We start from the raw sequence: 26,605 nt of genomic DNA, 5'->3' as shown, positions 1-26,605 counted from the left end.
TAATGTTTGATGTAATTATAGTGGGGGGTGGAGCGGCCGGTTATTATGCTGCGATTCATATCGCAGAGGCAAATCCAGCACTGAAAATTGCCATATTAGAGCGTGGTAAGGAAGTATTAACGAAAGTTAAAGTTTCTGGTGGCGGACGCTGCAATGTGACACACGCAGAATTTGATCCTAATGAATTGGTGAAAAACTATCCTAGAGGAGAAAAAGAATTGCGAGGCCCTTTTCATACGTATTGTAGTGGAGATACAATTGCTTTTTTTGATAAAAGAGGAATTACACTTAAGATAGAAGAAGATGGAAGAATGTTTCCAGAAAGTAATACGTCACAAACTATTATTGATTGTTTTACGAGTGAAACAGAACGCTTAGGAGTAAAATTGCTTAGAAACAGTTCTGTAGTGGCAATTGAGACTGTTCAGAAATCTGAAGCATCACCCTTAGGTGGTTGGATGATAGCATCTATTCAGAAAAAATATTACGCTAAAAAGCTTTTAGTAGCTACAGGGAGTAATCCAAAAATATGGAAGCTTTTAGAGAAATTAGGGCATACGATAGTGCCACCAGTCCCGTCATTATTTACATTTAATATTAAAGACGCTCGTATAGCGAGCATTCCTGGGGTAAGTACTCATGCCTCCGTAGAGGTTTTAGAAAAAAACTTACCTAGTAAAGTGAGTATCCATCTAAAAAGTAAAATAGCATCTAAGGCGTTATTGGTTTCAGATGGCCCTCTATTGATAACCCATTGGGGTATGAGCGGTCCAGCAATTTTAAAATTATCTGCATGGGGTGCGAGGATGCTAAATGATTGGAGTTATAAATTTAAAATTAGGGTAAACTGGTTGCCAGAATACGAAGAGGAAGGAATGTTGCAATTGTTACTTCAAGTAAAAGACGTAGAGGCTAAAAAGACTGTGTTGCGTACAAATGCGGTAGCTATTCCTAAAAGACTTTGGATTAATTTGGTAAAAGCTTCTGGCATTTCGGAAGAGGTGAAATGGGCAGATGTTACAAAGGTTCAGCTTCAACACTTGGCTAAAGAATTAACGGCAGGAGAATATCATGTAGATGGTAAAAGTACTTTCAAGGAAGAGTTTGTAACCGCTGGTGGTGTAGATTTAAAAGAAATCAATTTTAAAACCTATGAGAGTAAGGTAGTTGCTAATTTATTTTTTGCCGGAGAAGTTATTAATGTTGATGCAATAACGGGTGGTTTTAATTTTCAAAATGCCTGGACTAGCGGATATATTGCAGCTCAGGCAATTGCGGCTGAAAAATAATTTTCATGAAAACCTATATTTTACTTTTACGCGGCATAAATGTTTCTGGTCAGAAAAAGATGAAGATGGCAGACCTGAAGCAATCTTTAGAGAAGTTAGGTTTGCAAAACATTCAGACCTATATTCAAAGTGGGAATGTGGTTTTTAACTCAGTAGAAACCTCAAAATCAAGTTTAGAAGACAGTATAGGGATGTTAATTTTTGAAACCTATAAATTTGAAGTTCCTGTATTACTATTTGAGGCGAAAGAATTTGAGGAAATTATAGAAGATTCATCATATTTAGATCCAGAAATTATAGAAGCTAATCACAGTTATTTTGTGCTTCTGAAAACAAAGGCAGATGCTGCTTTAGTCCAAATGCTCAACTCAGAACTATTTCCGAATGAAGAATTTACAATTTCTTCAAAATGTATCTATTTAAATTGTAAAGTGGGGTACGGGAAAGCCAAATGTAATAACAATTTTTTTGAACGTAAATTAAAGGTTCAGGCGACAACAAGAAATTTTAAAACAATGTCTCAATTAGCGGCACTATCAAAAGCTGCTAATTAAGCTCCCATATTTTATAGTTCAGTACTGTAGCAAAGCAAACCCAAAGTAAATACGGAACAAGGAGATAGGCGGCTGTAGTATTTACGACTTTAAACCAGCGGATAGTTAGTATGATTAGCACCAAAAGGGTCAGAATTACAATTAACGCCCAAAAAGGTTCTTTCAATCCGAAAAAGACAATACTCCACAAAGCGTTGAAGAGTAATTGAAAAATAAAATGATACAAGGCTGTTTGTACCCAAATGTGATGAAAACCCTTAGCCCAAACTAATCCTGCGGCAATACCCATCATTACATATAAAACGCTCCAAACGGGAGCAAAAATAGCATTAGGCGGATTAAAGCTAGGCTTATTAAGTGCAGGGTACCAATCTAATATAGATGCCTTTGTGGCAAAACCAGATAGAAATCCTATCACCAAACAAATGGCAATAGCAATGCTGATATAATATATTTGTCTTTTCACAATACAAGTGGCTGTCTCACAACTAAAATAGTGATTTAATTCTATTGATAATAATGGAATAGTACTTAAAAACTATCTTTGTAACAAAATTGAAATTTCATGATTGAAAAAGACTTTATTCCTTCGGCATATAACCATACGATTAAGGAAGGTAAAGTAAGCTACAAATCACCTAGTAATATAGCTTTGGTTAAATATTGGGGGAAAAAAGAAAATCAATTACCACAAAATCCTTCTATTAGCTTTACGCTAGATGCTTGTGCAACAACAACTACGGTTTCTTTTAAAAAAGCAAAAAATTTAAATGATGATTATTCATTTGATTTGTTATTTGAAGGAAAATCAAAGGAAGATTTTAAACCGAAAATCAAAACTTTTTTTTCTAGAATAGCAGCTTATTTGCCATTTTTAAAAGAATATCATTTCACTATAGAAACATCAAATTCTTTTCCACACAGCAGTGGTATCGCTTCTTCCGCAAGCGGAATGTCTGCTTTAGCCTTGTGTTTGGTAGCTTTAGAGAAACAACTTAATCCTGAAATGAGCGATGATTATTTTATTAAGAAGGCATCCTTTTTAGCCAGATTAGGGTCGGGCAGTGCGTGCAGAAGTATAGAAGGTGATATTGTACAGTGGGGAAAACATGAAAAAACGGAAGGAAGTTCAGATTTATTCGGCATTAAATACCCTTATGAAGTTCATGATAATTTTAGACGTTTTCATGATACTATCTTATTAGTAGATAAAGGTCAGAAACAAGTAAGTAGTACCGTAGGGCATAATTTAATGCATAATCATCCATTCGCAACAAAGCGTTTTGAGCAAGCGCATGAAAATTTAGATAAGTTGATTACTGTTTTTAAAAGTGGAAATTTAAAAGAATTTATAGCCATCGTAGAGAGTGAAGCGTTAACCTTGCATGCCATGATGATGACGAGTATGCCTTATTTTATCTTAATGAAACCAAATACCTTGGAGATTATCAATAAGATTTGGGAATTCAGAGAGAAATCTGGTACTAATGTTTGCTTTACTTTAGATGCAGGAGCAAATGTTCATGTACTTTATCCTGAAAATGAGAAAGACACCGTTTTTCAATTTATTCAAGAAGAGTTAATTGCATATTGTGAAAACCAGCAGTATATTTGCGACAGAATTGGATTTGGTGCTAAACAATTAAAAATGAATGCATAACGAGTGTAATTAAAGGCAATTATTTGCGTTATTGAATGAGGCATGAAGTGATCGTAACAATTATAAGTTTGTTGAAGATCATTTAAATTGTAATAATTTGTTAATTTAGTACGAAGTCAAAACAATCAAAAGGTGAAGGGACCATTATTTTATTCAAAAATTTTACTTTTCGGAGAATATGGAATTATAAAAGATTCCAAGGGGCTTTCCATACCTTATAACTTCTTTAAAGGAGCTTTAAAATCTGATGATAACCTATCAGATGAAGCAAAAAAATCTAACAGTAGTTTAGACCGTTTTGCAGTATATCTTGAAGAATTATCGGTAAAAAATCCAGATTTAGTAGTTTTTGATATAGTACTTCTTAAAAAGGATGTGGCAGAAGGAATGTATTTTGATAGCTCTATCCCACAAGGGTACGGTGTAGGGAGTAGTGGTGCTTTAGTTGCTGCTATTTACGACAAATATGCCTTTGATAAAATTACAGTTCTAGAGAATCTTACTAGAGAAAAATTACTGACTTTAAAGACCGTATTCGGAAAAATGGAGTCATTTTTTCACGGAAAGTCTTCAGGTTTAGATCCTTTAAATAGTTACTTAAGCCTCCCAATTTTAATTAATTCTAAAGATAATATAGAATCTACCAGCATCCCTTCTCAAAATGCGGAAGGTAAAGGTGCAGTATTTTTGTTAGATAGTGGTATCGTTGGAGAAACGGCACCAATGGTTCAAATTTTTATGGAACAAATGAAAGAAAAAGGCTTCCGTAAGATGTTGAAAGAACAATTTATAAAACATACAGATGCTTGTGTTGAAGATTTTGTAAGTGGTAACATGAGTTCTCTTTTTGGAAATTTAAAGCAACTTTCTCACGTTGTTTTAGATAACTTTAAACCTATGATCCCCGTTGAGTTTCATAAACTTTGGAAACACGGAATTGATACTAACGAATATTACTTGAAACTTTGTGGTTCTGGTGGTGGTGGTTATATCTTAGGGTTTACGGAAGATTTTGAGAAGGCCAAAAAGTCTTTAAATGGTCATAAATTAGAAGTAGTATATAACTTCTAAAAAAATTCCGCATGCTTAATAGAAAAAACAAGCTCCTGCTTTTAAAGTTATTGAGTCTGTTTTCAGTAGTTAGAGGATACAATATTTTAATTATTGTAATCGCTCAATATTTAGCATCTATCTATATTTTATCACCTAATTTACCGCTGCGTAAAGTAGTTTTTGATTTCAATCTTTTCCTTATAGTGTTATCCTCTGCTATGGTCATTGCGGCAGGATATATTATCAATAATTTTTACGACGCTGAGAAAGATTTAATTAATAAACCACATAAAACAATGTTGGATAGGCTGGTAAGTCAGCGTTTTAAACTAAGCACTTATTTTGTTTTAAATTTTCTATCCGTTCTTGTAGCAAGCTATGTTTCTTTTAAAGCAGTTTTATTTTTTTCGTCTTATATATTCGGAATTTGGATTTATTCCCACAAGCTAAAAAGAATTCCGTTTATTGGAAATTTCATATCCGCAACGCTAGCAGTAGCACCTTTTTTCGTGGTTTTTGTATACTATAGGAATTTTGAACATGTAATATTTGTTCATGCCCTATTTTTGTTTTTAGTAATTCTAGCACGGGAATTAATTAAAGATTTAGAAAACATAGCGGGTGATATTGCTCAGAATTATAAAACGATTCCGATTCTTTACGGAGAAAATACATCAAAAACTATTATAGGCATCTTGTTTTTATTAACCTTAATCCCATCGCTGTTATTAATTTTAAAGTTTGATGTTGGCTACATGTATATCTATTTTATAGCCTGCGTTATCTTGTTATTGTTATGTCTTGTTTTGTTGTTGCGTTCCGATTCTAAAAAGCATTATATCTTACTGCATAATATTCTTAAATTTATAATTATAGCTGGGGTTTTTAGTATCTTGTTGATCAATGTAAACCTGGTATTAAATAGAATTTTATAAATGAATAATTTACTAAAAGTGGCATTGGCGCAAATTGCTCCAGTTTGGTTAGATAAAGAAGCAACCCTAAAGAAAATAGAAACTTCCATTGCAGAGGCGGCAGCCCAAAAAGCAGAATTAATAGTTTTTGGGGAAGCCTTATTACCAGGGTATCCTTTTTGGTTGGCATTAACTGACGGTGCTGCCTGGGATTTAAAAGTAAATAAAGAAATTCATGCACATTATGTTCGTAATGCTATACAGGTAGAAGCAGGAGAACTAGACTCGGTTTGTAATTTGGCAAAAGAGCATAGTATTGCCATTTATTTGGGGATTATGGAGCGTGCAAAAAATAGAGGTGGTCATAGTATTTACTGCTCTTTAGTTTATATTAATGAATTGGGTGAAATAAAATCTGTTCATCGTAAACTACAACCTACCTACGATGAGCGTTTAACTTGGGCTCCAGGAGATGGTAATGGGTTGCAAGTTCATCCCTTAAAGGAATTTACAGTGGGTGGATTAAATTGTTGGGAAAATTGGATGCCCTTACCCAGAACAGCACTTTATGGTTTAGGCGAAAACCTACATATAGCCGTGTGGCCTGGTAGTGATCATAACACGAAAGATATTACCCGTTTTATCGCACGTGAGTCGCGTAGTTTTGTAATTTCGGTATCTTCTTTAATGAAGAAAACAGATTTCCCTAAAGCTACTCCACATATAGAAGCAATCTTAGAAAAATCTTCTGAAGTTTTGGCAAATGGAGGGTCTTGCATAGCAGGACCGGATGGAGAATGGCTAGTGGAACCTGTTTTGGATACCGAAGGGCTTATCTATCATACTTTAGATTTCAATAGGGTGTATGAAGAGCGTCAGAATTTTGATGTAGTAGGTCATTACTCTAGACCAGATGTTACCAAGTTAACAGTGAATAGAGAGCGACAATCTACTGTAGCGTACAACGATTGACATTTATTTTTAAGTTTATCTAACCGAGACAGTTAAATCACGAGCTAGATTGCTTATACATCCGATTTCCTTTATTACCTTTGCGGAAATATTTTAGTTATGAGTAGGTCAGATTCCAATAATGATAATAAGTCATCAGGAAGACAGGGAGGTACATTTAGAAAGAAGAGCTATGCCAGAGGCAATGCTCCAATGAAAAAGAAGATTGAAACAAGAAAGCCTTCTAACCCTAATGTTTTAAGACTAAATAGATATGTAGCAAATTCAGGTGTTTGTTCTCGTAGAGAGGCTGATATCTATATTGCTGCTGGTAGTGTTACTGTTAATGGGAAACCTATTATTGAAATGGGATATAAAGTGCAGTTATCTGACGAAGTTCGTTTCGATGGTCGACTTTTAAATCCAATCAAAAAAGAATATGTAGTTCTTAATAAGCCTAAAGATTTTGCGACCTCTACAAGGGATGGTGCTGGTAACCGTACTGCAATGGGCTTAGTTTCAAATGCATCAAAAGCAAAATTACTTCCTGTAGGTAAGATGGATAAGGCTTCAACAGGCTTATTGTTGTTTACTAATGATGGAGATTTAACAGCTCGTTTAAATTCACCTAAAAATGGCTTGCGTAAAATATTTCACGTAGAGTTGACTAAACCTTTGAAAAGTACAGACCTTAAGCGTATAAAAGAAGGTATTGAGATAGAAGAGAGTATTGTAAGAATACAAGATATTAGTTATATCGAGAATGCTCCTAAAACGCAGGTAGGGATTGAAATATTCAGTACAAGAAATAATATTGTACGTAGACTATTTGAAAAATTAGACTACGATGTGGTTAAGCTAGACCTTGTGGTTTATGCGGGACTTACAAAGAAGGATTTACCACGTGGACATTGGAGGCCTTTAACAGAGCAAGAAATTATCAATTTAGGAATGATAAAATAATATTAGCTTAAATGTTAAAGAACAAGCCGCATTTCGTTTTATGGTTTATTGGAGCCTTGTTGGCAATAGGCTGTTGTATTTCGTATTTCTTTAAGATTGACACCAATTTTCTGCTGACTATTGGTGATACGTATTTAGTAGTGGCACATTCTCATATATTTTTATTAGGATCACTTTGGTTTTTACTATGTGGATTTGGCTATTTTATTTTGCATAAGTATAAAATAACACCGATCTATTCCCTTACTAAAATTCATTTAGGAGCAACCTTATTAAGTTTGCTAGGTATCGTTGTAGATCAGTTTACGAATAATGATGGCGTAGAAAGCGCAATCGCTTGGGGCTCTATTTTAATCTTTTTACTTGCACAAACTATCTACTTTGTAAATATAGCTATCGCGACTGTTTTAAAGGCGAGGGTTAAGTAGATTGATATGTAGAGCGCGGGTACTTATAGATAGAGTAAAACCTCATATTATATTTTGGACCTTCGGCTTTTTGCTGATGATTGAGTGTGTTTTTATTCATTACTTTGGAAGTGAAAGCACCCTCGATTTTTATATATACGATGCCTTCTATGTCATTTTAAAGAACCATATCTATTTAATATTAGGTTCTTGGCTTTTGTTCTGTGGCACTGGATATTACTCCATAATCTTTTTTAAAAAGAAATTATTTCCTTGGTTAAGTACTCTTCATTTAATTTTGAGTTTACTAGCCTTAGGGTTAATCTTATCACAGTATAGTAATGTAAATTTTTTAAATCCCACCAAAAGATTTTATGAGATTACAGTATATCCTGATGTATTAAATCTATTTGGGATCCTGTTTTTTATAATTGCTCAGGTACTATTTTTTGTAAATGTTGTAATAGGGGTCATTTTTAAAGAACGCCTAAAATAAAAGGGCTTATACATAAGAAATGCATAAGCGCTTAATTTATTTTGAACTTAGCGGTTACATGATATCTTCCATTTTTTTCCGAATTTCATTCAAGCATAAATTACCCAAACTACCTTCGTGTGTATGTTTTATATCGCGCTTTGGGGTAAATCTACCTTCGTAAATTTCAGTTCCCATTTGTTTGTAGGCATCACGAAAAGGAATGCCACCTAAAACCAATTCATTTAAGGTGTCTACACTAAATAAGTAATCATATTTAGGATCGTCAAGGATGTTCTCATTCACCTTAACTTCTTTTAAACTGAAAGTTAAGATTTCTATACAAGCTCTTAGGTCTTGAATTGCAGGAATAATAACTTCTTTTACCAACTGCAAATCTCTGTGGTAGCCACTCGGCAAATTGGTTAAGATTAAGGCTAATTGATTAGGTACCCCTTGCAGCCTGTTGCATTTACCACGTACCAACTCAAAAACATCAGGATTTTTCTTATGTGGCATAATGCTAGAACCTGTAGTAAGCTCGTCTGGGAAAGAAATAAAATTGAAATTCTGACTCATATATAAGCAGATATCCATGCCCATTTTAGAAAGGGTAGCAGCAATACTGCTGATGCCGAAAGCAGTAGCTTTTTCCACTTTTCCACGTCCCATTTGTGCGGCAACAACATTATATTTTAAGTTAGCAAAACCCATTTCTTTTGTGGTGAAAGTTCTATCAACTGGGAAAGAGCTACCATAACCAGCGGCGCTACCTAATGGATTTTGGTCTGCAATTTTGTATGCTGCATCAATAAAATACAAATCATCAATTAAACTTTCTGCATAGGCAGAAAACCACAAGCCAAAAGAAGATGGCATCGCAATTTGTAAATGGGTGTAACCAGGAATTAAAACCGACTTATATTTATCGGCTAAATTTAATAATAGATCAAAAAGTATTTTTGTCTCAGATTTTATTTCTGCTAACTCATTCTTTAAATACAAATGCATTGCTACTAAAACCTGATCGTTTCGAGAACGTGCTGTGTGAATTTTTTTACCAGTATCGCCTAGCTTTTCCGTTAGCACATACTCGATTTTAGAATGCATATCTTCAAAAGAATCTTCAATGATAAATTCTCCTTTTTCAATACTTTTACCAATATTGGCAAGTTCTTTTACAAGGCTTTCGGTTTCATCTTTCGTTAATAAACCAATCTTGCCTAACATTTTGGCATGTGCTGTAGATGCAATTACATCATATTTAGCTAATAATAAATCTAATTCACGATCATTACCTACCGTAAAATGGTCTATTTTTTTATCTGTGCTAAATCCTTTATCCCAAAGTTTCATAATCTTAAGTATTAAGTAGTTAGTATTAAGTACAAAGGTTAATATCAAGTGAAACTTAATACTTTGTACTTAGTACTCAATTCTGTTCAATAAATCCTTCTAAAATTTTAATATACAAATCTACGCCTTCTTCTATTTCATTCACAAAGATAAATTCGTCTGCTGAATGTGAACGCGTGCTATCTCCTGGTCCTAATTTTAATGATTGGCACGTAAGTGCTGCTTGGTCAGAAAGGGTAGGAGAGCCGTACGTTTCTCTTCCCAGAGCAATTCCTGACTGTACCAAAGCATGGTCTTTATTAATTTTGGACGAATTTAGTTTTAATCCGCGTTCTTGTAAAACACAAGGGGCTTCCGTTTTAAGCATCGTAGCGATTTCTAAATTAGTATAACAATCATTGACGCGGACGTCAACGACTAAATCTACTTGTGATGGTACGACGTTATGCTGACTCCCTGCTTTAATTTGGGTGACTGTCATTTTTACTTCTCCTAAGGCTTCTGAAGTTTTTTTAAAGCTGTAATTTTTAAACCATTCTAAAACAGCAATCGTATTATAAATGGCATTGTCATTATTAGGATGAGCGGCATGCGATGGAGTGCCTTTTACCACAGCATCAAAAACAACCAAACCTTTTTCAGCAATGGCTAAATTCATTAATGTAGGTTCGCCAACGATCGCTACATCTATATGTGGTAATGAAGGTAAAAGCCCTCTTAAGCTATTCACTCCAGCATTCTCTTCTTCAGCAGAAGCTACCATTAGTATGTTGTGATTTAGATTTTCTGAAGCATAAAAATGAGAGAAAGTAGCGAGTAGAGAAACCAAACAACCACCAGCATCATTACTGCCCAAACCATACAATTTTCCATCCTCAACATGTGGCAGAAATGGATCTTTCGTATAGGCTTGATTGGGTTTTACCGTGTCATGATGTGAATTTAAAAGCAATGTTGGTTTTGTATCATCCCAAAATTTATTTTTAGCATATACATTGTTGTTGTCTCTTGTAAATGGTATCTCAAAAAAAGTAAACCAATCTTGAATGGCCTCAGCGGTTTTGTCTTCTTCGGTTGAAAAAGATTGAATACTAATTAATTGTTTTAGTAAATCGATTGCTTTTTCGGTAAGTTGCTTTTGATTCATAATTATAAGGTTATTGTGGTAAACAATTGTGCATCTTCGTCTATCATTTCTAAATCACCCAAACACACTTTATGTACATTATGATGTAAGGCATGAAAGCAATTTTCCAATTTTGGAAGCATACCATCTGCGATAATTTTTTGATCCAGTAGTTCTTCATATTTTACGGTGTTAATATGTGTCACTACAGAATATTCATCTTTAATATCTAAGAGAACTCCCTTTTTCTCAAAACAATAGTATAAGGTTGTGGCGTATTTTTCTCCCATGCCTATAGCAATCTCAGAAGCAATGGTATCGGCATTGGTATTTAAAATCTGTCCATGACCATCATGCGATAAAGCGCAGAATACAGGAGTTAAACCTACTTTTAATAAGGAATCAATTAATTCTGCGTTAATTCCGTCAATATCACCAACAAAGCCGTAATCTATTTCTTTTACAGGTCGCTTATGTGCTTGAATAGCATTCCCATCTGCACCACTAAGTCCTATGGCATTACAACTATATGCTTGTAATTTGGCAACAATAGTTTTGTTTGTTAATCCGCCATATACCATAGTGATGATGTCAATACTTTCTCCATCGGTAATTCGTCTCCCATTTACGAGCTGAGATTCAATTCCTAGTTTATTAGCTAATTGTGTGGCTAATTTGCCACCACCGTGAACCAAAATTTTAGGGCCAACTATTTTAGAAAATAAAGCTAAGAACTTATCAAGTTCAATACTGTTTTCAATGACATTCCCACCTATTTTTACAACTGATAATGCCCTCTTTTTCTCCCCAAGGGGAAGACTTATATTTTCGGTTGAATTTGACTTCATTTTTCTAGATTAAGTTTGTTATTCCTTTCTCTTGCTAGTATTAGTTGAGGTTCTCAAGAATTTTTTTTAATACAATTTGGGCAGCGTACGTTCTGTTATTTGCTTGTTCTATTACAATACTTTGGTCTGAGTCTAATACGGCATCTTCCACAACTACATTTCTACGAACAGGCAGGCAGTGCATAAATTTAGCGGTACCTAATTTTTCTTTGGTCATCATCCAGCTTTTATCTTGGTTGATTACTTGACCGTACACTTTATAACTGCTCCAATTTTTTACGTACACAAAATCTGCATTTTCAAGAGCTTTCTTTTGGTCATATTCTATTGTTGCATCTTTAGTAATTTCAGGATTTAGTTCGTAGCCTTCGGGATGTGTAATCACAAAATCGGCCTCTTGTTTTAACATCATCTCTGTAAAAGAGTTTGCAACTGCATGTGGTAATGCTTTTGGGTGCGGTGCCCATGAAAGGACCACTTTTGGTTTTGCTTTAGTGTTTTGTTCACTTATAGTGATTGCATCTGCAAGTGCTTGCAATGGGTGTCCAACAGAACTCTCCATATTTACTACAGGGATACTCGTATATTTTTTAAACCCATTAAGGACTAGCTCGGCTTCGTCTTTTTCTTTATCGGTTAAAGAGGCAAAGGCACGAATAGCAACAACATCGCAAAATTGAGAAACTACCTGTGCTGCTTCTTTAATATGTTCCGATGTGCCTTGATCCATTACAGTACCATCGCCATATTCTAAAGCCCAGCCCTCACTTCCAAAGTTCATAACCATAACTTCTAAACCTAAATTCGTAGCTGCTTTTTGAGTACTCAAGCGGGTTCTAAGGCTGTTGTTAAAAAATAATAAGCAGATTGTTTTATCTGCTCCTAGGTTTTTAAATGCTTTAGGTGTTGCTTTTAATGCTCTTGCTTCTTTTACCCAATTTGGGAGCGAATCTATGTCTTGAATGCTAGTGTAATGCTTCATGATACTGTACTTTTTATAGCCTTAAGGCTTTACTTTATTTTTGTAAAATTACTTTTGCCGTTCATAGCATCAGTGATAAAATTATCTTTCAGTCCGTTGATAATCCATGTTTCAATATTAGACGCTTTAGCAATAGTTGCAGCTTCTATTTTAGACTGCATACCACCAGTGCCATGTGTAGATTTATGATCACCGACCTCATTAATCAATTCATTTAAATGGATGACCTCTTTAATAGTTTCTGGCATCGTTTCCGTTAGCGATTTTTTGGTATAAACACCATCGGTGTTGGTTGCTATAATCAATAAATCTACTTGTAATAAAGAAGCTGTTAGTGCGGCAAGTTTATCATTATCGCCAAATTGAATTTCATCGGTGGCGACGGTATCATTCTCGTTGATAATGGGGATAAAATTATTCGCAACTAATACGTCTATCGTATTTTTAATGTTCGATTTAGATTTCGGATTCTCAAAATCGGAATACGATAATAAACATTGCGAGGTAAACAATCCTAATTCACGAAAGTTCTCTTGAAAAATGCGCATTAAGTGAGGTTGACCAATAGAAGCTAGAGCTTGTTTTATATTAATGTCTTCCCCATTGTGCTCTAATTTCACAAATTGACGTGCTGCAGCAATGGCACCTGAGCTTACGATAATAAATTCATGTGTGTCTTTTAAACGCTCTATTTGACGCCCAATATCTTCCACTTTACCTCTAGAAATATGATTTGTTTCTTTAGTTAAAGTATTGGAACCCACTTTTAATAATACGCGAATCTTCTTCATTTGATCTTAACTTCTAACTTGTCCGTTCCCTAAAACATACCATTTATTAGTCACTAAATGCTGCAAACCAATAGGACCTCTTTGGTGTAATTTATCTGTGCTGATGGCCAATTCTCCTCCAAGTCCAAATTGAAAACCATCTGTAAATCGCGTAGACGCATTATGGTATACTGCGGCAGAATCTACAGACTCCATAAATAGCTGTGCTTTTTCTTCGTTTGAGGTAATAATTACAGCAGAATGACCTCCACCGTAGGTATTAATTTTAGCTACTGCTTCGTTTATGTCTGCAACCTGCCCAATAACAATCTTGTAATCTAAAAACTCTTCAAACCACACAGCTTCATTTTCAAAAGTGGAAGTTCCTTCTAAATCAGAAAGCGTTTGATCTGTTAAAATTTCTACATCGCGTTTCTTTAATTCTTGAATGAGATGTTGTAGAAATTCAAATTTCCGAGGCATATCAGCAGCAATTAACACTTTATCTAAGGCATTACATGCCGATATTTTGGTAGTTTTTGCATTGATGATTATATCAATTGCCATTTCTAAATCGGCATCTGTGGCAACGTACGCAAAATTATTGCCTCTCCCACTAATAATTACAGGACAGGTGGCGTGTTTTTTTACAAAGGCGATTAGCTTTTCTCCTCCACGAGGTACAATTAAGTCAATTTTTTGTGTCGGATTTTGTAAAAAGGCTTGTGTTTGTTCACGGCTAAATTGCAAATAGGTAACCCAATCAGTAGTGCATTCGTTATGCTCTAAAGCTTTATGCCAAAGCGCTACTAAGGCTAAATTACTTTGAATGGATTCTTTTCCGCCTTTTAATAAAATTTTGTTTCCAGATTTGAATGCAATTCCAGCAGCTTCAATAGTAACGTCTGGTCTTGATTCGTAAATTATGCAGATGGTTCCAAAAGGAGCTGTTTTATTACTCACTTTAATACCATTTTCATGAGTGAATCCAAAACGTTCCACACCTAAAGGGTCTTCTTGTTCTGCCAATTGTTGTAAAGAGGTAATCATGCCTTCAATTTTAGCATCATCTACCTTTAGACGGTCTCCCATAGCAAGATCATCACCTGTATAGGCATCTAAATCTTTTTTATTGGCTTCTAAGATAGCTTCTTTTTCTAAAGCTATAAATTCAGCCATGGTTTTTAAAACCTTATTTCGTTGTTCTATACTTAATAGTAAACTCACTATAATTCCTTTTTTAAAGCATCAAAGAAGATATCAATCTCTTTTTCTGAAATGTTAAGCGCAGGTAAAATACGCAGCAGTTTTTTATTACTTGCTCCACCGGTAAAAATGTGCTGATCATAAATAAGTTTTTTGCGTAATTCTGATACTTCAAAATCAAACTCTAAACCAAGCATTAATCCTCGTCCCTTAATTTTCTTTACTTGTGGAATTTCGGCAGCACGTTTTTTAAAATATTCGCCAATCTTAGCGGCATTTTCTATTAGATTTTCTTTTTCAATAACTTCTAAAACAGCTAGTGATGCAGCGCATGCCAAATGGTTGCCACCAAATGTAGTACCTAACATTCCATACTTAGCTTCAATACTTTCATGAATTAGAACACCACCTACAGGGAAACCATTCCCCATTCCTTTAGCGATACTAATAATATCTGGTTGGATATTGTGATGTTGAAATCCGAAGAATTTACCACTTCTTCCAAATCCGGACTGTACTTCATCAGCAATTAATATCACACCATGTTCTTTACAGCTTTTTGCAATATCTTGATAAAATTCAGTGGTAGGTTCATCTAATCCACCAACCCCTTGTATTGCTTCTAGAATTACGGCGCAAACATCACCTTTTTCAATTTCGGTCTTAAATTCATCAATAGCATTAAATGGCAAGAACGTTACTTTTTGCTGTTTGTTGATGGGGGCATTGATATTCTGATTATCGGTAGCAGCAACAGCAGCTGAAGTTCTTCCGTGAAAACCATTATTGAATGCAATAACTCTAGATTTTCCCGTAATAAAAGACGCCATTTTTAATGCATTTTCATTGGCTTCTGCCCCTGAACTACATAGAAATAAGTTATAATCCTCACAGCCTGACAGTGCTCCTAATTTAGTAGCGAGTTCTGTTTGTAATGGATTTTGAATAGCATTGCTGTAAAAACCAATTTTATGCAATTGATCTTCTAATCTTTTAACGTAATGTGGATGCCCATGTCCGATAGATATTACCGCATGACCACCGTAAAAATCCCAATAATCTTGTCCGTTTATATCGGTAACGATACTCCCCTTAGCACGAACAGGAGTTACATTATATAAAGGGTATACATCAAATAATTTCATTTTTTAAATTTTAATTTCAGAACGAATTAATTCTTACTTGTTGCCTTCTTTAATGCGACTAATTTTATCATAAGAAGCCACAATTCCTTGTATTAACGAAGAACTCAAACCTTGGTGTTCCATTTCATTTAACCCTTGGATAGTACAACCTTGAGGCGTTGTAACTCTGTCTATTTCTGCTTCTGGGTGACTGCCCGACTCAATAAGTAAGGCTGCTGCTCCATTACAGGTATGCATGGCTAGTTCTTGTGCTTCTTTAGCGTCAAAACCTAATTGTATAGCACCTTGTGTAGTTGCGCGAATCATACGCATCCAGAATGCAATTCCACTAGCGCAAATTACTGTAGCTGCTTGCATTTGAGATTCAGGGATTTCCATAGAATACCCCATTCTATTAAAAATGGCAAGCGCCAACTCAATTCTTTTCTTTCCTCTTTCATTTGCACAAATACAGGTCATAGATTTGCCAACAGAAATTGCCGTATTGGGCATGCTTCTAATAATGTTTTGGTCTTCTCCTACAATTGCTTCTATTTGAGCGATACTAAATCCGGTAATGGTTGAAATTAATACATGTTTATCTGTTAATAGGTCTTTTACTTCGTCTAAAATATTTACAAACTGATTGGGTTGTACCGCAAAGATTAGAATGTCAGAATTAGTTACAGCTTCTCTATTATCAGAGGTAACGGTTACATTGCCGTATTTTTCAAACTTTTCAATGCTCCCGGTTTTTCTTTTTGTAAGGTACATAGTGGTGGCACCATTTGTAGCTAGGATTCCTTTGGCAATAGCCAGACCTAAATTTCCTGCTCCTATAATTGCTATTTTCATTACTGTTCTTTTAGTTCGTTTTTAGTACTTATGCCTATACTCAGGCATCGGTTTATTTGCATTAGCTGAAACTAACTAGAACGCTGCCGCTTTTAATTTTAATCCGCTATTTTCTTCAAGACCAAACATAAGATTCATATTCTGTACAGCCTGCCCAGAAGCACCTTTTAATAGGTTGTCTATGGCAGAAGTAATCAGCAATCTATTATTGTGTTTGTGTAAATGAATATGACACTGATTGGTGTTTACCACTTGTTTTAAGTGTATTTCTTCCTCTGCAACTTGAGTAAATACGGCCTCTTTGTAAAAATCTTTATATAAAGCAATTGCGTCTTCTAATGCGCCATCAAATTTGGTATACGCCGTAGCTAAAATTCCTCTGGGGAAATTCCCTCTAGTGGGGAGAAATAATAATTCGCCAACCGGTGTTTTAAAAGACCCTAAGCTTTCGCCTATTTCTCCTAAATGCTGATGTGTAAATGGTTTGTACCAAGAGACATTGTTGTTTCTCCAACTAAAATGTGTTGTGTCTGAAGGACTAACGCCAGCACCAGTACTCCCTGTAACGGCATTAATATGTATTTCATTTGCAAGAAGTCCTGCTTTTGCTAAGGGCAATAATGCTAATTGAATGGCTGTTGCAAAACATCCAGGGTTTGCAATGTAATTGGCAGTTTTTATTTTTTCTCTATTGGTCTCAGGCAAACCGTAAATAAATTCCTTACCCTCTAGAATAGCATCAGCATGTAACCGGAAATCATTGCTTAAATCAATAATTTTAGTCTCCGAGGAAAATTTATTTTCTTTCAGAAATTTGGTGGAATTCCCATGCCCTAAACATAAAAAAACAACGGCTACGTTTAGATTTACAGTACCTGTAAATGCGATGTCCGTAAGCCCTAATAAATCAGGGTGGGCTGTAGTGATTTTTTTACCTGCTCTTGTGGTGCTGTATACAAAATCTATTTCTGCTTCAGGATGGTTTAAAAGTATACGAATAAGTTCTCCACCCGTATATCCAGAACCACCAATTATGCCTGCTTTAATCATCGTTTTTACTTTTCTCCGTTTACATGATTGTATATTCTACCTGGATTTGAAAGTATTTTTATAAAACCTTTCGCATCGGTAGCAGACCATCCTTTGTTTTCTTCACCGTAACTTCCAAAAGCATCCGTCATTAAATCATGTTGAGATGAAATTCCGTTTAATCTAAATTGGAACGGGTATAAGCTTAAGAAAACATCACCAGAAACATTCTTTTGAGTATCTGTTAAGAAAGCTTCAATGTTTCGCATCACTTCATCTAAATAATTACCTTCATGTAACAACATGCCGTAGAAATTACCTTGTTGTTCTTTTTGGTACTGTTGCCATTTCGTCAGGGTATGTTTTTCTAATAAATGATGCGCTTTAATGATAATTAATGCAGCCGCAGCTTCAAAGCCAACCCTACCTTTTGTGCCAATAATAGTATCGCCCACATGAATATCTCTACCAATAGCATATTTAGATGCCATAGCTTCTAGCTTTTCTATATTTGCAACAGGTTTATCTTTAACACCATTAACAGCCACTAATTCTCCTTTTTCAAAGCTTAGTTTAACATCTGCAGGTTCTTTTTCTTGTAATTGACTAGGATAAGCACTGTCTGGTAATGCTTTGTTAGAAGTTAATGTTTCCTCGCCACCAACAGATGTTCCCCAAAGTCCTCTATTGATAGAGTATTTTGCTTTCTCCCAAGGGTAATCAATTCCGTTTTCTTTTAGGTATGCAATTTCGGTTTCTCTAGATAATTTATTATCTCTAATAGGGGTGATAATTTCTATTTCTGGTGCGATAATCTGAAAAATCATATCAAAACGTACTTGATCATTTCCTGCGCCAGTACTTCCGTGAGCAATATAATTGGCTCCTACCTTTTTAGCGTAGTTTACAATTTCAATAGCTTGTACAATACGTTCTGCACTAACAGAAAGGGGATAAGTATTATTCTTTAATACGTTGCCAAAGATTAAGTACTTTACTACTTTATCATAAAATGTTTGTACCGCATCAATAGATTTGTATGAAGTAGCCCCTAATTCTAGCGCTTTTTTTTCGATCTGACTTATTTCTTCTTTTGAGAATCCACCAGTATTTACACTAACGGCATGAACTTCAAATCCTTCATCTTTTGATAAATGTTTTGCACAGTATGATGTGTCTAATCCGCCGCTATAGGCTAAAACCAATTTTTTCATTTTATTTCTTTTTTAGGAAAAGGGATTCTTTTATACTTTTTAATCGCTTAAAAGCTTTTGTATTTAATTTTTCATTCTCTTCTACAGCTTTCTTTTTGGACTGTACTTTAGGATCATAGAGCATCGCTGTGCATAAGCACATTTTACGTTCTGTACGTGTAAGAATATCAAAGTTTTTACAGGTTTGGCATCCTTTCCAAAACTCTGGATCATCTGTAAGTTCAGAGAATGTAGTCGGTTTATATCCTAACTCGTAATTGATTTTCATTACCGCTAATCCGGTAGTAATACCAAATATTTTAGCATCAGGAAATTTCTCACCAGAAAGTTTAAAAATTCTTTGTTTTATTTGCTTCGCTAAACCTCTATCTCTGTAATCAGGATGTACAATAAGCCCAGAATTAGCGACATATTTTCCATGCCCCCAAACTTCAATATAACAGAAGCCAGCGAATGTGGTTCCATCTAAAGCTATTACGGCATTTCCGTTTTCAAGTTTCTTACGAATATATTCTGGTGTGCGTTTAGCAATACCAGTTCCACGAGTTTTAGCAGAATCTGCGATAGTATCACAGATGATGTCTGCATACTTAAAATGTGATTCGTTAGCAATTAGTAATTCCATTGCCAATTAGGATTTAAGGGTAAAAATATTAATGAAATGTTGTTTTGAGACTTAGCGGAAATGGACTCACCTATTTCCATAGTTATAGTGCACCCTTACGGGCGACGACGTGTAGGCGTAAATGAACGGACAGGTGAAGATGACCTGTCTGTAGTAAATATGTAATTGTTGTTGTTCATTATAGTTCAAAAGTACAAATTAAATTGACTTTTCAACCGTAGTGTTCAATTTTTTACAAAAACCTTACAATTTGTTACGTTGTTTACTTAATTCGTAAATCATATAGCTAAATACGATAAGATATTCAACAGTAAGAATTCCTAAGTGTTCTATGTAGTTAGGGTCAGAATATGCCCAGTAACTTAAAATTACGGTTGCAGACCAAATTATGGCATACCGATAGTTGGTAAAACAACTAAGGACAACCAAAAAGATTATATACCAAGGGTGTACGGTTGGGGATATAAAGTAATAAATTGTTAATACCCACAGCATTGAAGTGATTAGCGTTTCTAGGTTTTGATTCTTTCTAAAAAAGGTAAAAGCCAGTACTGTTAATATGGTAATAATAGGGGTTAGTTTTCCATAAGATTTAATGAGTTCCCAAGGTTTTGCATCAAAATAATTTACCGCTATTGTTTTAACAGCATTGTAGATACTCGCATTAAACTCAAAATTAGAAAACCATAAGCCCACGGTCTTGAAATAATTTCCTAAGAATTCTGAAGAATAAAAGGGTAGGAGTAATGCTAAGGATGTAGCTCCAACAATACTATAAAAGGCAATACTTTTTTTAAGCTTAAAATGTTTTAAAAATAGTGGTAAAAATAACAAGGGCACTAATTTAATACTGATAGAACAGGCATAGAGTATTCCTGCGAGCTTCCAATTGTTTTGTGACAAAAGATATAATGACCACACAAAAAAGAAGAGCATAACTCCTTCAAAATGGAGATTTCCTGTTAATTCTATGATAACCAATGGATTTAAGAAGTACCAAAAAATTAAATGCGGTGATTTATTAAGTTTGCGCAATAGTTTTCTTCCGAAATATACAATGCCAATGTCTGCTAGAATTATAAAAATACGCATGATGACAACAGACCCTAAAATACTTTTGAAACCTAGAATAGCCGCAATTCCAAAAATTAGTTGATTTAAAGGTGGGTAATTACTATGGAATTTAGGACTTAATTCACCCATGCCAGTAAGAAGTTCTTTGGCATTGTCTATAACCAAATTTGGGTCTTGTATTAGATCATTGGGTATTCTTAAGTATGGATTGATAAAATTACTTACCAATTCTCCGTCCCAAATAAAACGATAGAAGTCTTGTGAAAGGTTTGGGATTGTAGCTATGAAGATGAGTCTAAAAAGTATTCCGGTAATAAGAATAAATTTTAGATTTAATTTTTTAAACTGTACTATTTTAAAACATAAAACTAGTAGCCCTGCGAAGAGGATTACTAGTTTTATGAATTCTGTTCTTTCAAAATGATACGCTAGTACATAATACAAGATGCTACTTAATAACATCATAAGTAATGAAACTCTATGCAGTTTCCAGTACGATTGCATTCTTATGCTCTTGCCGTAAGTGATTTAAAGAATACGAAACCGAATCCTAAAAATAACATAAAGTGAAAAGGGAACAATCCAAAATCATTAAGAGGTATTGCGCTATACATTCCAAATAAGAAGTATACCATTAATGCTGCTTCAATTATCATATTAGGAGATAATTTTGTAGCTAAATATTTATTTCCTTTCCAACTGTTTTTAATGTTGTCTAGATTAAATTTTGGAGTTCTTACAAATTCACTTCTTTTACCCATATGACCTTCTAATACAGCAATAGAATTGTGTAAAGAGAAGCCTAAAGCTATAGAGAAGAAAGTGAAAAATAATTTTATATAGTCTATGAAATTATCAAAACTACTACCTTGTATACTTTTATAGGTAAACCAATAACAGACAAATAAAATAATAGTACTTACGATAAAGAAGCTTGTTGCTTCAAAAATCCAACCTAAATGGCCATAACTATTTTTGATGTAAAGCATAGGAATACTTAATAGCGCTACTATGAATACACATAGAAACATAGAGCTGTTAAGCAAATGCATTACCCCGTGAAATTTAGTCTTAAAAGGAATGTTTTTAGAAGAAACAACACTTGTAACTGTTTTTCTAAAGTTTTCTGCACCACCTTTGTTCCATCTAAATTGTTGAGAACGTGCAGCACTAATAACAACAGGTAATTCTGCTGGAGTTTCTACATCTTCTAAATATTTAAACTTCCAGTTCTTTAATTGTGCTCTATAACTTAAATCTAAATCTTCAGTTAAGGTATCGCCTTCCCAGTTACCAGCATCAAGAATACATTCTTTACGCCAAATACCAGCAGTACCATTAAAGTTAATAAAGTGTCCTTTTGCATTTCTACCTACTTGTTCTAATGTAAAGTGAGCATCCAATGCAAATGCTTGAATTCTTGTTAAGGTAGAGTAGTCTCTGTTGATGTGACCCCAACGCGTTTGAACGACGCCAATTTCTCTATCCTTGAAATAGATAATGGTTTTTTTTAACCAATCTGCAGATGGTAAGAAATCTGCATCAAAGATTGCAATGAATTCACCTTTTGCAATGGTTAATCCTTCTTTAAGTGCGCCAGCTTTAAAACCAGATCTATTCTCACGTCTAATGTGTTGAATGTCTAAACCTGTTTCTTGTAATTTTTTAATATGTGCGGCAGTTTTTTCTACAGACTCATCTGTGGAGTCATCTAGGACTTGAATCTCTAATTTACTAGATGGGTATTCTAATTTTGCAATATTTTCTAATAGACGATCCATTACATACTCTTCATTGTAAACAGGAAGTTGGATAGTAACAAAAGGAATTTCTTTGGGGTCTAAAAGGTTGAATTTGGGAGCGGTTTCATTCCGTTTTTTATAACTTAAATAGTTGAATAACAGATTCAACTGAGCTAAACTATAAAAGAAAATTAAAACAAGAGCAATACTATAGATTGCAATGATAATGTAGGAAATTGTTAATGCCATTTTATTTTATACTATATTTAAAAATCCAACTTAGGATTTTTATGCCTGCAAATATACTACCTTTTACGGTACCTGATACTTTTGATATGCCAATTCTTTTTTTATAACGTACTGGTACTTCGATATATGTAAATTTCTTCTTTAAAGCCTTCAATTGCATTTCTACTGTCCAGCCATAGGTTTCGTCTTCCATGTTCAGGGCCAGTAATTTATCATATTTTATGGCTCTAAAAGGCCCTAAATCTGTAAATTTTGCATTGAAAAATAGTTTCATTAAAGAGGTAGCTAACCAATTACCAAATATTTGTTGTGGCGTCATAGAGCCATCTTCTCTTAATGCTTCAACACGAGCTCCAATAACCATATCTACATCGTCATTGATAATAGGAGCAACTATTTTAGTGAGTTCTTCAGGATAATCAGAATAGTCACCATCGATAAATACGATAATATTGGGTGTTTTAGATGTTTTAGTAATATAATCCAATCCGGCTAAACAGGCATATCCATATCCTTTTCTGGTTTCTGTTAGTACAGTAGCACCTGCAACTTGGGCATTTTCGGCAGTTTTATCTGTAGAATTATTATTAACAACAATAATTTCTGAAACATTATTCGGAATTTCTTTTATGACATGGGCGATTGAATCAGCCTCATTGTACGCGGGAATTATTACTATAATTTCTGTCATTATCTTAAGTCAGAAAGTTTATTCTCGCTTCTGAAGCTAGAAAAACTGAACCATTCTTTAATTTTTTCTCCATTTTTATATTTTTCTGCTGACGATAATTTTCTGTTGGTGTACTTTAAACAGTACCCATCTTTAACTCCTGCACTAAGCTGGCATTTATGATTAACATAGCCGTTCCCATCATAAAATATCCACCACTTAGACTTTTGACCGTTTCTATAGCTTCCTTCCTGCTTTAAAGCTCCTTTGTCATTGAAATAAATCCAATAATTCGTTTTATTATTTTGGCTATAATGGCCTTGTTCTGAAATGCGGCCATTGGCGTAGTAAAACTTCCAATAGCCACTTTTTTTTCCATTATCGACCCAACCTTCAGATTTTAATTTTCCAGTTTTATAATAATTTTTAGAATATGTTTTCGCAAAAGCTCCTGTATTTATTAGAACAAAGACGCAAACATAGAAAAAAGCTTTTAAATACATGCTCGATTATTTTTTGTTGACTAAATTCATTAAATCAACATCATTTCCTAAAAGTACTTCGGTAGAATTTATTCTTCCTTCTTCTGGTCCGTTTTCTAATTTAAGAACACCTCTAGGACAAACGGCAGAACAAACGCCACATCCTACACAGCTAGAGCGTACAATGTTTTCTCCTTTTTGTGCATAGGCTCTAACATCAATTCCTTGCTCACAATAGGTAGAACAGTTTCCGCAAGAGATACATTGCCCTCCGTTAGTGGTAATTCTAAAGCGTGATTTAAAACGTTGAACAAAGCCTAAATAAGCAGCTAATGGACAGCCAAACCTACACCAAACTCTATTTCCAAAAATTGGATAAAATCCTGTTCCAATAACTCCGGCGAAAATAGAACCAATTAATAAGCTGTATAAATTTTGAATGCTGGACGTTTTAATACCCAATACGGTTCCTGTTTCTGCAAAAAAGCTATATAAAGTTAGGGCTGTCATTACTAACGCGAATAATAATACGCCATGTATTAACCAACGTTCTACTTTCCATGAGAATAAAGATTTGCTAGAGTGTTGTCTGTAAGGATCTCCTAAAGTTTCGGCAAGACCACCACAACCACAAACCCATGAGCAATACCATCTTTTTCCAAAGAAGTACACCATAATAGGAACAAAAACAACGGTTAGTAGTATACCCCATACTAATATGAAGAGACCAATACCTCCGCTATTTAAGAGTTCTTTCAAATTCCATTGAAAAAAGAAATCATAGTCTAAAGGGAAGGCATTTTTAAAATCATAATACGGCATTTGAAGACGTACCATAATTTCAGGGATTAGAAATGCAAATACAATTTGAAAGAATAGCACTGATGTAGTCCGTACAATCTGGTACATGTTATGACGGTATTTAATATACATTCTAACAGCCATAACACTCATGACTACGCAATACATAAAACCATATACAAACCAGTGTCCAGCAGGATTTCCACTTAAGCTTTCGCTTATAGGGTCTACTAAAAAAGTCCAGTTGACGGCATATTCCGATGCGAAATACAAGACAAGGTAGAAAGAGACTAGGAAAATGAATACCATCCATGCTATCCAGCCTCTATTGGTGGCACTTTCGTGGTAAACTCCATCATTTTTTATTCCTTTTTTACCTAATAAAATAGCATTTGGTAAAATGTACATTAAGGCGCCAATAATGGCTAAACCAAAAGTTAAGAACCACATGATACCTTTATTATTAGCAATAAAACCAGTCCCTGATTTTTTACCAATAAGCGTAGCCATATCGCTAGAGCTTGTATATATTTTTTTATCGTACTCTTTATTTTTTATATGGGTTTCATTAGCATTGTCTAAGGCTTTAGCTACTAATGGTGATAAGCCTTGCATCCCAGAAAACTCTTTGCCTACAACGTTTTGGTTAATTTCTGCTACGAACACATCACTTTTTATATTCTTTTCAGCAACAAGGTTGTCAAATGTATTTTGGTCTAATTTAAATGTTCCTAATAATGGAACGGCGGTGAAGACAGCTAAGCCTACCAAAAAGATAATAAGGCCAATTTTTTGTATTATTTTCATGTTATTTTTTTTACCTTATTATGATTAAGCTTTACTAAAAATTCTTTTCCAACTCTTTTTCTTTAGGCTAATGTTGGTGTTGTAGGTCATATTGAATTTGCTTACAATTTCCTGCTCGTAAGCTTTGAAGAATTCAGGGTCAAAATTGGCATCTTTTAAATGCTCAACAACATATTCTATATTTTTATTTTCGGTGAGCCAGCGATCAAATATTTCGTGTCGCATTCTTATGCCGAAGGTGTTTATTCCTAAAAATTGTTTGGTGTCTTTGTGAATGGCAATGGTGAGGCAGATATTTTCCTTTGCATGTCGCCAATGAAAATGTTCTTCATGGTCTTGTTTACTTCTTTCACTAAATACCCAACCATAAGTTTGATATTCTATATCTAAAAACTTAGCAGAATTAAACCAATGTCCAGGTTTGTATTCGGTTGGATTGCCACATAGGGTTTGGGCAAGTGTTTCTCCCATCATTCTACCTGTATACCAAACAGCTTCAATGGGTCTTCTGCTGCCAATACCTTCGTGTTGTTCAGCGCAATCGCCAATCGCATAGATATCTTTTATGTTGGTTTCTAAAAGTCTATTTACTTTTACACCTCTTCCTAATTCAATACCAGAGTCTTTTAGAAAGTCAATATTTGGTGTCACCCCAGCTGTAAGTCCAACTACAGTGCATTCAATAATATCACCTTTATCCGTTTTTATTGCTTTGGCATGGCCATTTTCATCAGAAATAATTTCTTCCAGATTGGTTTCTAAGCGCAAGTCTATATGGTGCGCTAAAATATGCTCATTGATTAGTTGTGACTCTCCTTTTGGCAGTACGCCATTCCAAAAACTATTTTCTCTTACTAAAAAAGTAACAGGAATTTTTCTACTGCGGAGCATTTCTGCCATTTCAATACCTATTAATCCCCCACCAACAATTACAGCTCTTTTGCAGACGTCTTTGTTTGGAGCATTTTTTTCAAGTTGTTCTAAGTCTTGTTTAGAGTATAGCCCCTGTACACCTTTTAAATCTTGTCCTGGCCAACCAAACTTATTAGGTTTGGATCCAGTGGCAATTATTAACTTGTCGTAAGAAAGGAAAGATCCATCTCGTAAAACTAAGGTTTTATCTTCGTGGTCTACTTTTTCAACATAAGCGTTGATTAGATCAATTCTATTTTTTTTCCAAAACCAATTTTCATAGGGCTGTGTATGTTCAAATTTCATGTGTCCCATGTACACATACATTAATGCCGTTCTGGAGAAGAAGTATTCGCTTTCTGCAGAAATGATCGTAATCTTTTTATCAGATAATTTTCGAATGTGCCTAGCGGTGGTAACACCTGCTATTCCATTTCCAATAATGACAATGTTTTCCATATGTTTTG

26 protein-coding genes are annotated in these 26,605 nt (G+C 34.6%); 8 read left to right on the top strand and 18 right to left on the bottom strand.

The features are described 5' to 3' along the window. Positions 1-2: 2 nt before the first annotated feature. Complete coding sequence (locus tag GQR94_RS05430) at positions 3-1,289, top strand: NAD(P)/FAD-dependent oxidoreductase (protein WP_158974519.1); 1,287 nt, start codon at positions 3-5, stop codon at positions 1,287-1,289. Between the two features lie 5 nt (positions 1,290-1,294). Then, positions 1,295-1,843 carry a DUF1697 domain-containing protein gene (locus GQR94_RS05425; protein ID WP_158974518.1) on the top strand — a complete coding sequence of 183 codons (549 nt, stop codon included), beginning with the start codon at positions 1,295-1,297 and terminating at the stop codon, positions 1,841-1,843. On the opposite strand, the gene GQR94_RS05420 is transcribed toward GQR94_RS05425, so the two are convergent. Beyond that, positions 1,836-2,309 carry a TspO/MBR family protein gene (locus tag GQR94_RS05420; RefSeq protein ID WP_158974517.1) on the bottom strand — a complete coding sequence of 158 codons (474 nt, stop codon included), beginning with the start codon at positions 2,307-2,309 and terminating at the stop codon, positions 1,836-1,838. The genes GQR94_RS05425 and GQR94_RS05420 overlap by 8 nt on opposite strands. A 99-nt stretch (positions 2,310-2,408) precedes the next feature. Between GQR94_RS05420 and GQR94_RS05415 the strand changes: the two genes are divergently transcribed. The 6 genes from GQR94_RS05415 (at position 2,409) to GQR94_RS05390 (ending at position 7,812) form a co-directional block, all read left to right on the top strand. Next, positions 2,409-3,503 carry a diphosphomevalonate/mevalonate 3,5-bisphosphate decarboxylase family protein gene (locus GQR94_RS05415; protein WP_158974516.1) on the top strand — a complete coding sequence of 365 codons (1,095 nt, stop codon included), beginning with the start codon at positions 2,409-2,411 and terminating at the stop codon, positions 3,501-3,503. A 132-nt stretch (positions 3,504-3,635) separates the two neighbouring features. Next, entirely contained in the window at positions 3,636-4,574 is a 939-nt protein-coding gene (locus tag GQR94_RS05410) for a mevalonate kinase (protein ID WP_158974515.1), read from the top strand. An 11-nt stretch (positions 4,575-4,585) separates the two neighbouring features. After that, positions 4,586-5,491 carry a geranylgeranylglycerol-phosphate geranylgeranyltransferase gene (locus GQR94_RS05405; protein WP_158974514.1) on the top strand — a complete coding sequence of 302 codons (906 nt, stop codon included), beginning with the start codon at positions 4,586-4,588 and terminating at the stop codon, positions 5,489-5,491. Continuing rightward, complete coding sequence (locus GQR94_RS05400) at positions 5,492-6,442, top strand: carbon-nitrogen hydrolase family protein (protein ID WP_158974513.1); 951 nt, start codon at positions 5,492-5,494, stop codon at positions 6,440-6,442. It abuts the gene before it with no gap. A gap of 99 nt (positions 6,443-6,541) precedes the next feature. Beyond that, positions 6,542-7,384, top strand: a complete 843-nt coding sequence (locus GQR94_RS05395) for a pseudouridine synthase (RefSeq protein WP_158974512.1) — start codon at positions 6,542-6,544, stop codon at positions 7,382-7,384. Positions 7,385-7,395: 11 nt separating this feature from the next. Beyond that, positions 7,396-7,812 carry a hypothetical protein gene (locus GQR94_RS05390; RefSeq protein WP_158974511.1) on the top strand — a complete coding sequence of 139 codons (417 nt, stop codon included), beginning with the start codon at positions 7,396-7,398 and terminating at the stop codon, positions 7,810-7,812. A gap of 529 nt (positions 7,813-8,341) precedes the next feature. On the opposite strand, the gene argH is transcribed toward GQR94_RS05390, so the two are convergent. The 17 genes from argH to GQR94_RS05305 all read right to left on the bottom strand — a co-directional run bounded on the left by argH (position 8,342) and on the right by GQR94_RS05305 (position 26,597). Continuing rightward, on the bottom strand, positions 8,342-9,622 hold the full coding sequence (argH, locus tag GQR94_RS05385; protein ID WP_158974510.1) for an argininosuccinate lyase: 1,281 nt from the start codon (positions 9,620-9,622) through the stop codon (positions 8,342-8,344). A gap of 76 nt (positions 9,623-9,698) precedes the next feature. Then, entirely contained in the window at positions 9,699-10,769 is a 1,071-nt protein-coding gene (locus tag GQR94_RS05380) for a M20/M25/M40 family metallo-hydrolase (RefSeq protein WP_158974509.1), read from the bottom strand. A gap of 2 nt (positions 10,770-10,771) precedes the next feature. Further along, positions 10,772-11,596, bottom strand: a complete 825-nt coding sequence (gene argB / locus GQR94_RS05375) for an acetylglutamate kinase (protein ID WP_158974508.1) — start codon at positions 11,594-11,596, stop codon at positions 10,772-10,774. A 40-nt stretch (positions 11,597-11,636) separates the two neighbouring features. Further along, positions 11,637-12,578 carry an acetylornithine carbamoyltransferase gene (locus tag GQR94_RS05370; RefSeq protein ID WP_158974507.1) on the bottom strand — a complete coding sequence of 314 codons (942 nt, stop codon included), beginning with the start codon at positions 12,576-12,578 and terminating at the stop codon, positions 11,637-11,639. A gap of 29 nt (positions 12,579-12,607) precedes the next feature. Continuing rightward, positions 12,608-13,369: a glutamate 5-kinase gene (gene proB / locus GQR94_RS05365; RefSeq protein WP_158974506.1), complete on the bottom strand. Its 762-nt coding sequence runs from the start codon at positions 13,367-13,369 to the stop codon at positions 12,608-12,610. A gap of 6 nt (positions 13,370-13,375) precedes the next feature. Then, positions 13,376-14,575 carry a glutamate-5-semialdehyde dehydrogenase gene (locus GQR94_RS05360; RefSeq protein WP_158974505.1) on the bottom strand — a complete coding sequence of 400 codons (1,200 nt, stop codon included), beginning with the start codon at positions 14,573-14,575 and terminating at the stop codon, positions 13,376-13,378. After that, the gene (locus GQR94_RS05355) at positions 14,575-15,699 is read right to left on the bottom strand and encodes an aspartate aminotransferase family protein (RefSeq protein ID WP_158974504.1); all 1,125 of its coding nucleotides are present in this window, start codon (positions 15,697-15,699) and stop codon (positions 14,575-14,577) included. The genes GQR94_RS05360 and GQR94_RS05355 overlap by 1 nt, the downstream gene beginning before the upstream one ends. 33 nt (positions 15,700-15,732) lie before the next feature. Beyond that, on the bottom strand, positions 15,733-16,533 hold the full coding sequence (gene proC / locus GQR94_RS05350; RefSeq protein ID WP_158974503.1) for a pyrroline-5-carboxylate reductase: 801 nt from the start codon (positions 16,531-16,533) through the stop codon (positions 15,733-15,735). A 75-nt stretch (positions 16,534-16,608) separates the two neighbouring features. Continuing rightward, entirely contained in the window at positions 16,609-17,583 is a 975-nt protein-coding gene (argC, locus tag GQR94_RS05345) for an N-acetyl-gamma-glutamyl-phosphate reductase (RefSeq protein ID WP_158974502.1), read from the bottom strand. A 5-nt stretch (positions 17,584-17,588) separates the two neighbouring features. Next, positions 17,589-18,776, bottom strand: a complete 1,188-nt coding sequence (gene argG, locus GQR94_RS05340) for an argininosuccinate synthase (protein WP_158974501.1) — start codon at positions 18,774-18,776, stop codon at positions 17,589-17,591. 1 nt (position 18,777) lies between these two features. After that, positions 18,778-19,401 carry a GNAT family N-acetyltransferase gene (locus tag GQR94_RS05335; protein WP_158974500.1) on the bottom strand — a complete coding sequence of 208 codons (624 nt, stop codon included), beginning with the start codon at positions 19,399-19,401 and terminating at the stop codon, positions 18,778-18,780. Between the two features lie 243 nt (positions 19,402-19,644). Then, entirely contained in the window at positions 19,645-20,940 is a 1,296-nt protein-coding gene (locus GQR94_RS05330) for a glycosyltransferase 87 family protein (RefSeq protein ID WP_158974499.1), read from the bottom strand. 41 nt (positions 20,941-20,981) lie between these two features. After that, positions 20,982-22,466, bottom strand: coding sequence for a cellulose synthase family protein (locus tag GQR94_RS05325; protein WP_158974498.1), 1,485 nt, complete (start codon positions 22,464-22,466; stop codon positions 20,982-20,984). Position 22,467: 1 nt separating this feature from the next. Beyond that, positions 22,468-23,157 carry a glycosyltransferase family 2 protein gene (locus GQR94_RS05320; RefSeq protein WP_158974497.1) on the bottom strand — a complete coding sequence of 230 codons (690 nt, stop codon included), beginning with the start codon at positions 23,155-23,157 and terminating at the stop codon, positions 22,468-22,470. Then, a complete protein-coding gene (locus GQR94_RS05315) occupies positions 23,157-23,639 on the bottom strand; it encodes a toxin-antitoxin system YwqK family antitoxin (RefSeq protein WP_158974496.1) in 483 nt (160 codons plus the stop codon). The genes GQR94_RS05320 and GQR94_RS05315 overlap by 1 nt, the downstream gene beginning before the upstream one ends. Before the next feature lie 6 nt (positions 23,640-23,645). After that, a complete protein-coding gene (locus tag GQR94_RS05310; RefSeq protein WP_158974495.1) occupies positions 23,646-25,226 on the bottom strand; it encodes a 4Fe-4S dicluster domain-containing protein in 1,581 nt (526 codons plus the stop codon). Between the two features lie 24 nt (positions 25,227-25,250). Continuing rightward, entirely contained in the window at positions 25,251-26,597 is a 1,347-nt protein-coding gene (locus GQR94_RS05305) for an NAD(P)/FAD-dependent oxidoreductase (protein WP_158974494.1), read from the bottom strand. Positions 26,598-26,605 lie beyond the last annotated feature (8 nt).

The sequence above is a fragment of the Cellulophaga sp. L1A9 genome (genome assembly GCF_009797025.1).
Lineage (GTDB): Bacteria > Bacteroidota > Bacteroidia > Flavobacteriales > Flavobacteriaceae > Cellulophaga.
This window is presented reverse-complemented; position numbering and strand designations above follow the sequence as displayed.

Excerpts from the sequence above, each read along its gene's own strand:
- GQR94_RS05310 (WP_158974495.1), bottom strand. The coding sequence starts at position 25,226 with ATGAAAATAATACAAAAAATTGGCCTTATTATCTTTTTGGTAGGCTTA.
- GQR94_RS05380 (WP_158974509.1), bottom strand. The coding sequence starts at position 10,769 with ATGAATCAAAAGCAACTTACCGAAAAAGCAATCGATTTACTAAAACAA.
- GQR94_RS05430 (WP_158974519.1), top strand. The coding sequence starts at position 3 with ATGTTTGATGTAATTATAGTGGGGGGTGGAGCGGCCGGTTATTATGCT.
- GQR94_RS05335 (WP_158974500.1), bottom strand. The coding sequence starts at position 19,401 with ATGGAATTACTAATTGCTAACGAATCACATTTTAAGTATGCAGACATC.
- argB (WP_158974508.1), bottom strand. The coding sequence starts at position 11,596 with ATGAAGTCAAATTCAACCGAAAATATAAGTCTTCCCCTTGGGGAGAAA.
- GQR94_RS05395 (WP_158974512.1), top strand. The coding sequence starts at position 6,542 with ATGAGTAGGTCAGATTCCAATAATGATAATAAGTCATCAGGAAGACAG.
- GQR94_RS05415 (WP_158974516.1), top strand. The coding sequence starts at position 2,409 with ATGATTGAAAAAGACTTTATTCCTTCGGCATATAACCATACGATTAAG.
- GQR94_RS05305 (WP_158974494.1), bottom strand. The coding sequence starts at position 26,597 with ATGGAAAACATTGTCATTATTGGAAATGGAATAGCAGGTGTTACCACC.
- proC (WP_158974503.1), bottom strand. The coding sequence starts at position 16,533 with ATGAAAATAGCAATTATAGGAGCAGGAAATTTAGGTCTGGCTATTGCC.
- argH (WP_158974510.1), bottom strand. The coding sequence starts at position 9,622 with ATGAAACTTTGGGATAAAGGATTTAGCACAGATAAAAAAATAGACCAT.
- GQR94_RS05355 (WP_158974504.1), bottom strand. The coding sequence starts at position 15,699 with ATGAAATTATTTGATGTATACCCTTTATATAATGTAACTCCTGTTCGT.
- GQR94_RS05405 (WP_158974514.1), top strand. The coding sequence starts at position 4,586 with ATGCTTAATAGAAAAAACAAGCTCCTGCTTTTAAAGTTATTGAGTCTG.
- GQR94_RS05320 (WP_158974497.1), bottom strand. The coding sequence starts at position 23,157 with ATGACAGAAATTATAGTAATAATTCCCGCGTACAATGAGGCTGATTCA.
- GQR94_RS05400 (WP_158974513.1), top strand. The coding sequence starts at position 5,492 with ATGAATAATTTACTAAAAGTGGCATTGGCGCAAATTGCTCCAGTTTGG.
- GQR94_RS05325 (WP_158974498.1), bottom strand. The coding sequence starts at position 22,466 with ATGGCATTAACAATTTCCTACATTATCATTGCAATCTATAGTATTGCT.
- proB (WP_158974506.1), bottom strand. The coding sequence starts at position 13,369 with ATGAAGAAGATTCGCGTATTATTAAAAGTGGGTTCCAATACTTTAACT.
- argC (WP_158974502.1), bottom strand. The coding sequence starts at position 17,583 with ATGATTAAAGCAGGCATAATTGGTGGTTCTGGATATACGGGTGGAGAA.
- GQR94_RS05370 (WP_158974507.1), bottom strand. The coding sequence starts at position 12,578 with ATGAAGCATTACACTAGCATTCAAGACATAGATTCGCTCCCAAATTGG.
- GQR94_RS05390 (WP_158974511.1), top strand. The coding sequence starts at position 7,396 with ATGTTAAAGAACAAGCCGCATTTCGTTTTATGGTTTATTGGAGCCTTG.
- GQR94_RS05315 (WP_158974496.1), bottom strand. The coding sequence starts at position 23,639 with ATGTATTTAAAAGCTTTTTTCTATGTTTGCGTCTTTGTTCTAATAAAT.
- GQR94_RS05425 (WP_158974518.1), top strand. The coding sequence starts at position 1,295 with ATGAAAACCTATATTTTACTTTTACGCGGCATAAATGTTTCTGGTCAG.
- GQR94_RS05330 (WP_158974499.1), bottom strand. The coding sequence starts at position 20,940 with ATGATGTTATTAAGTAGCATCTTGTATTATGTACTAGCGTATCATTTT.
- argG (WP_158974501.1), bottom strand. The coding sequence starts at position 18,776 with ATGAAAAAATTGGTTTTAGCCTATAGCGGCGGATTAGACACATCATAC.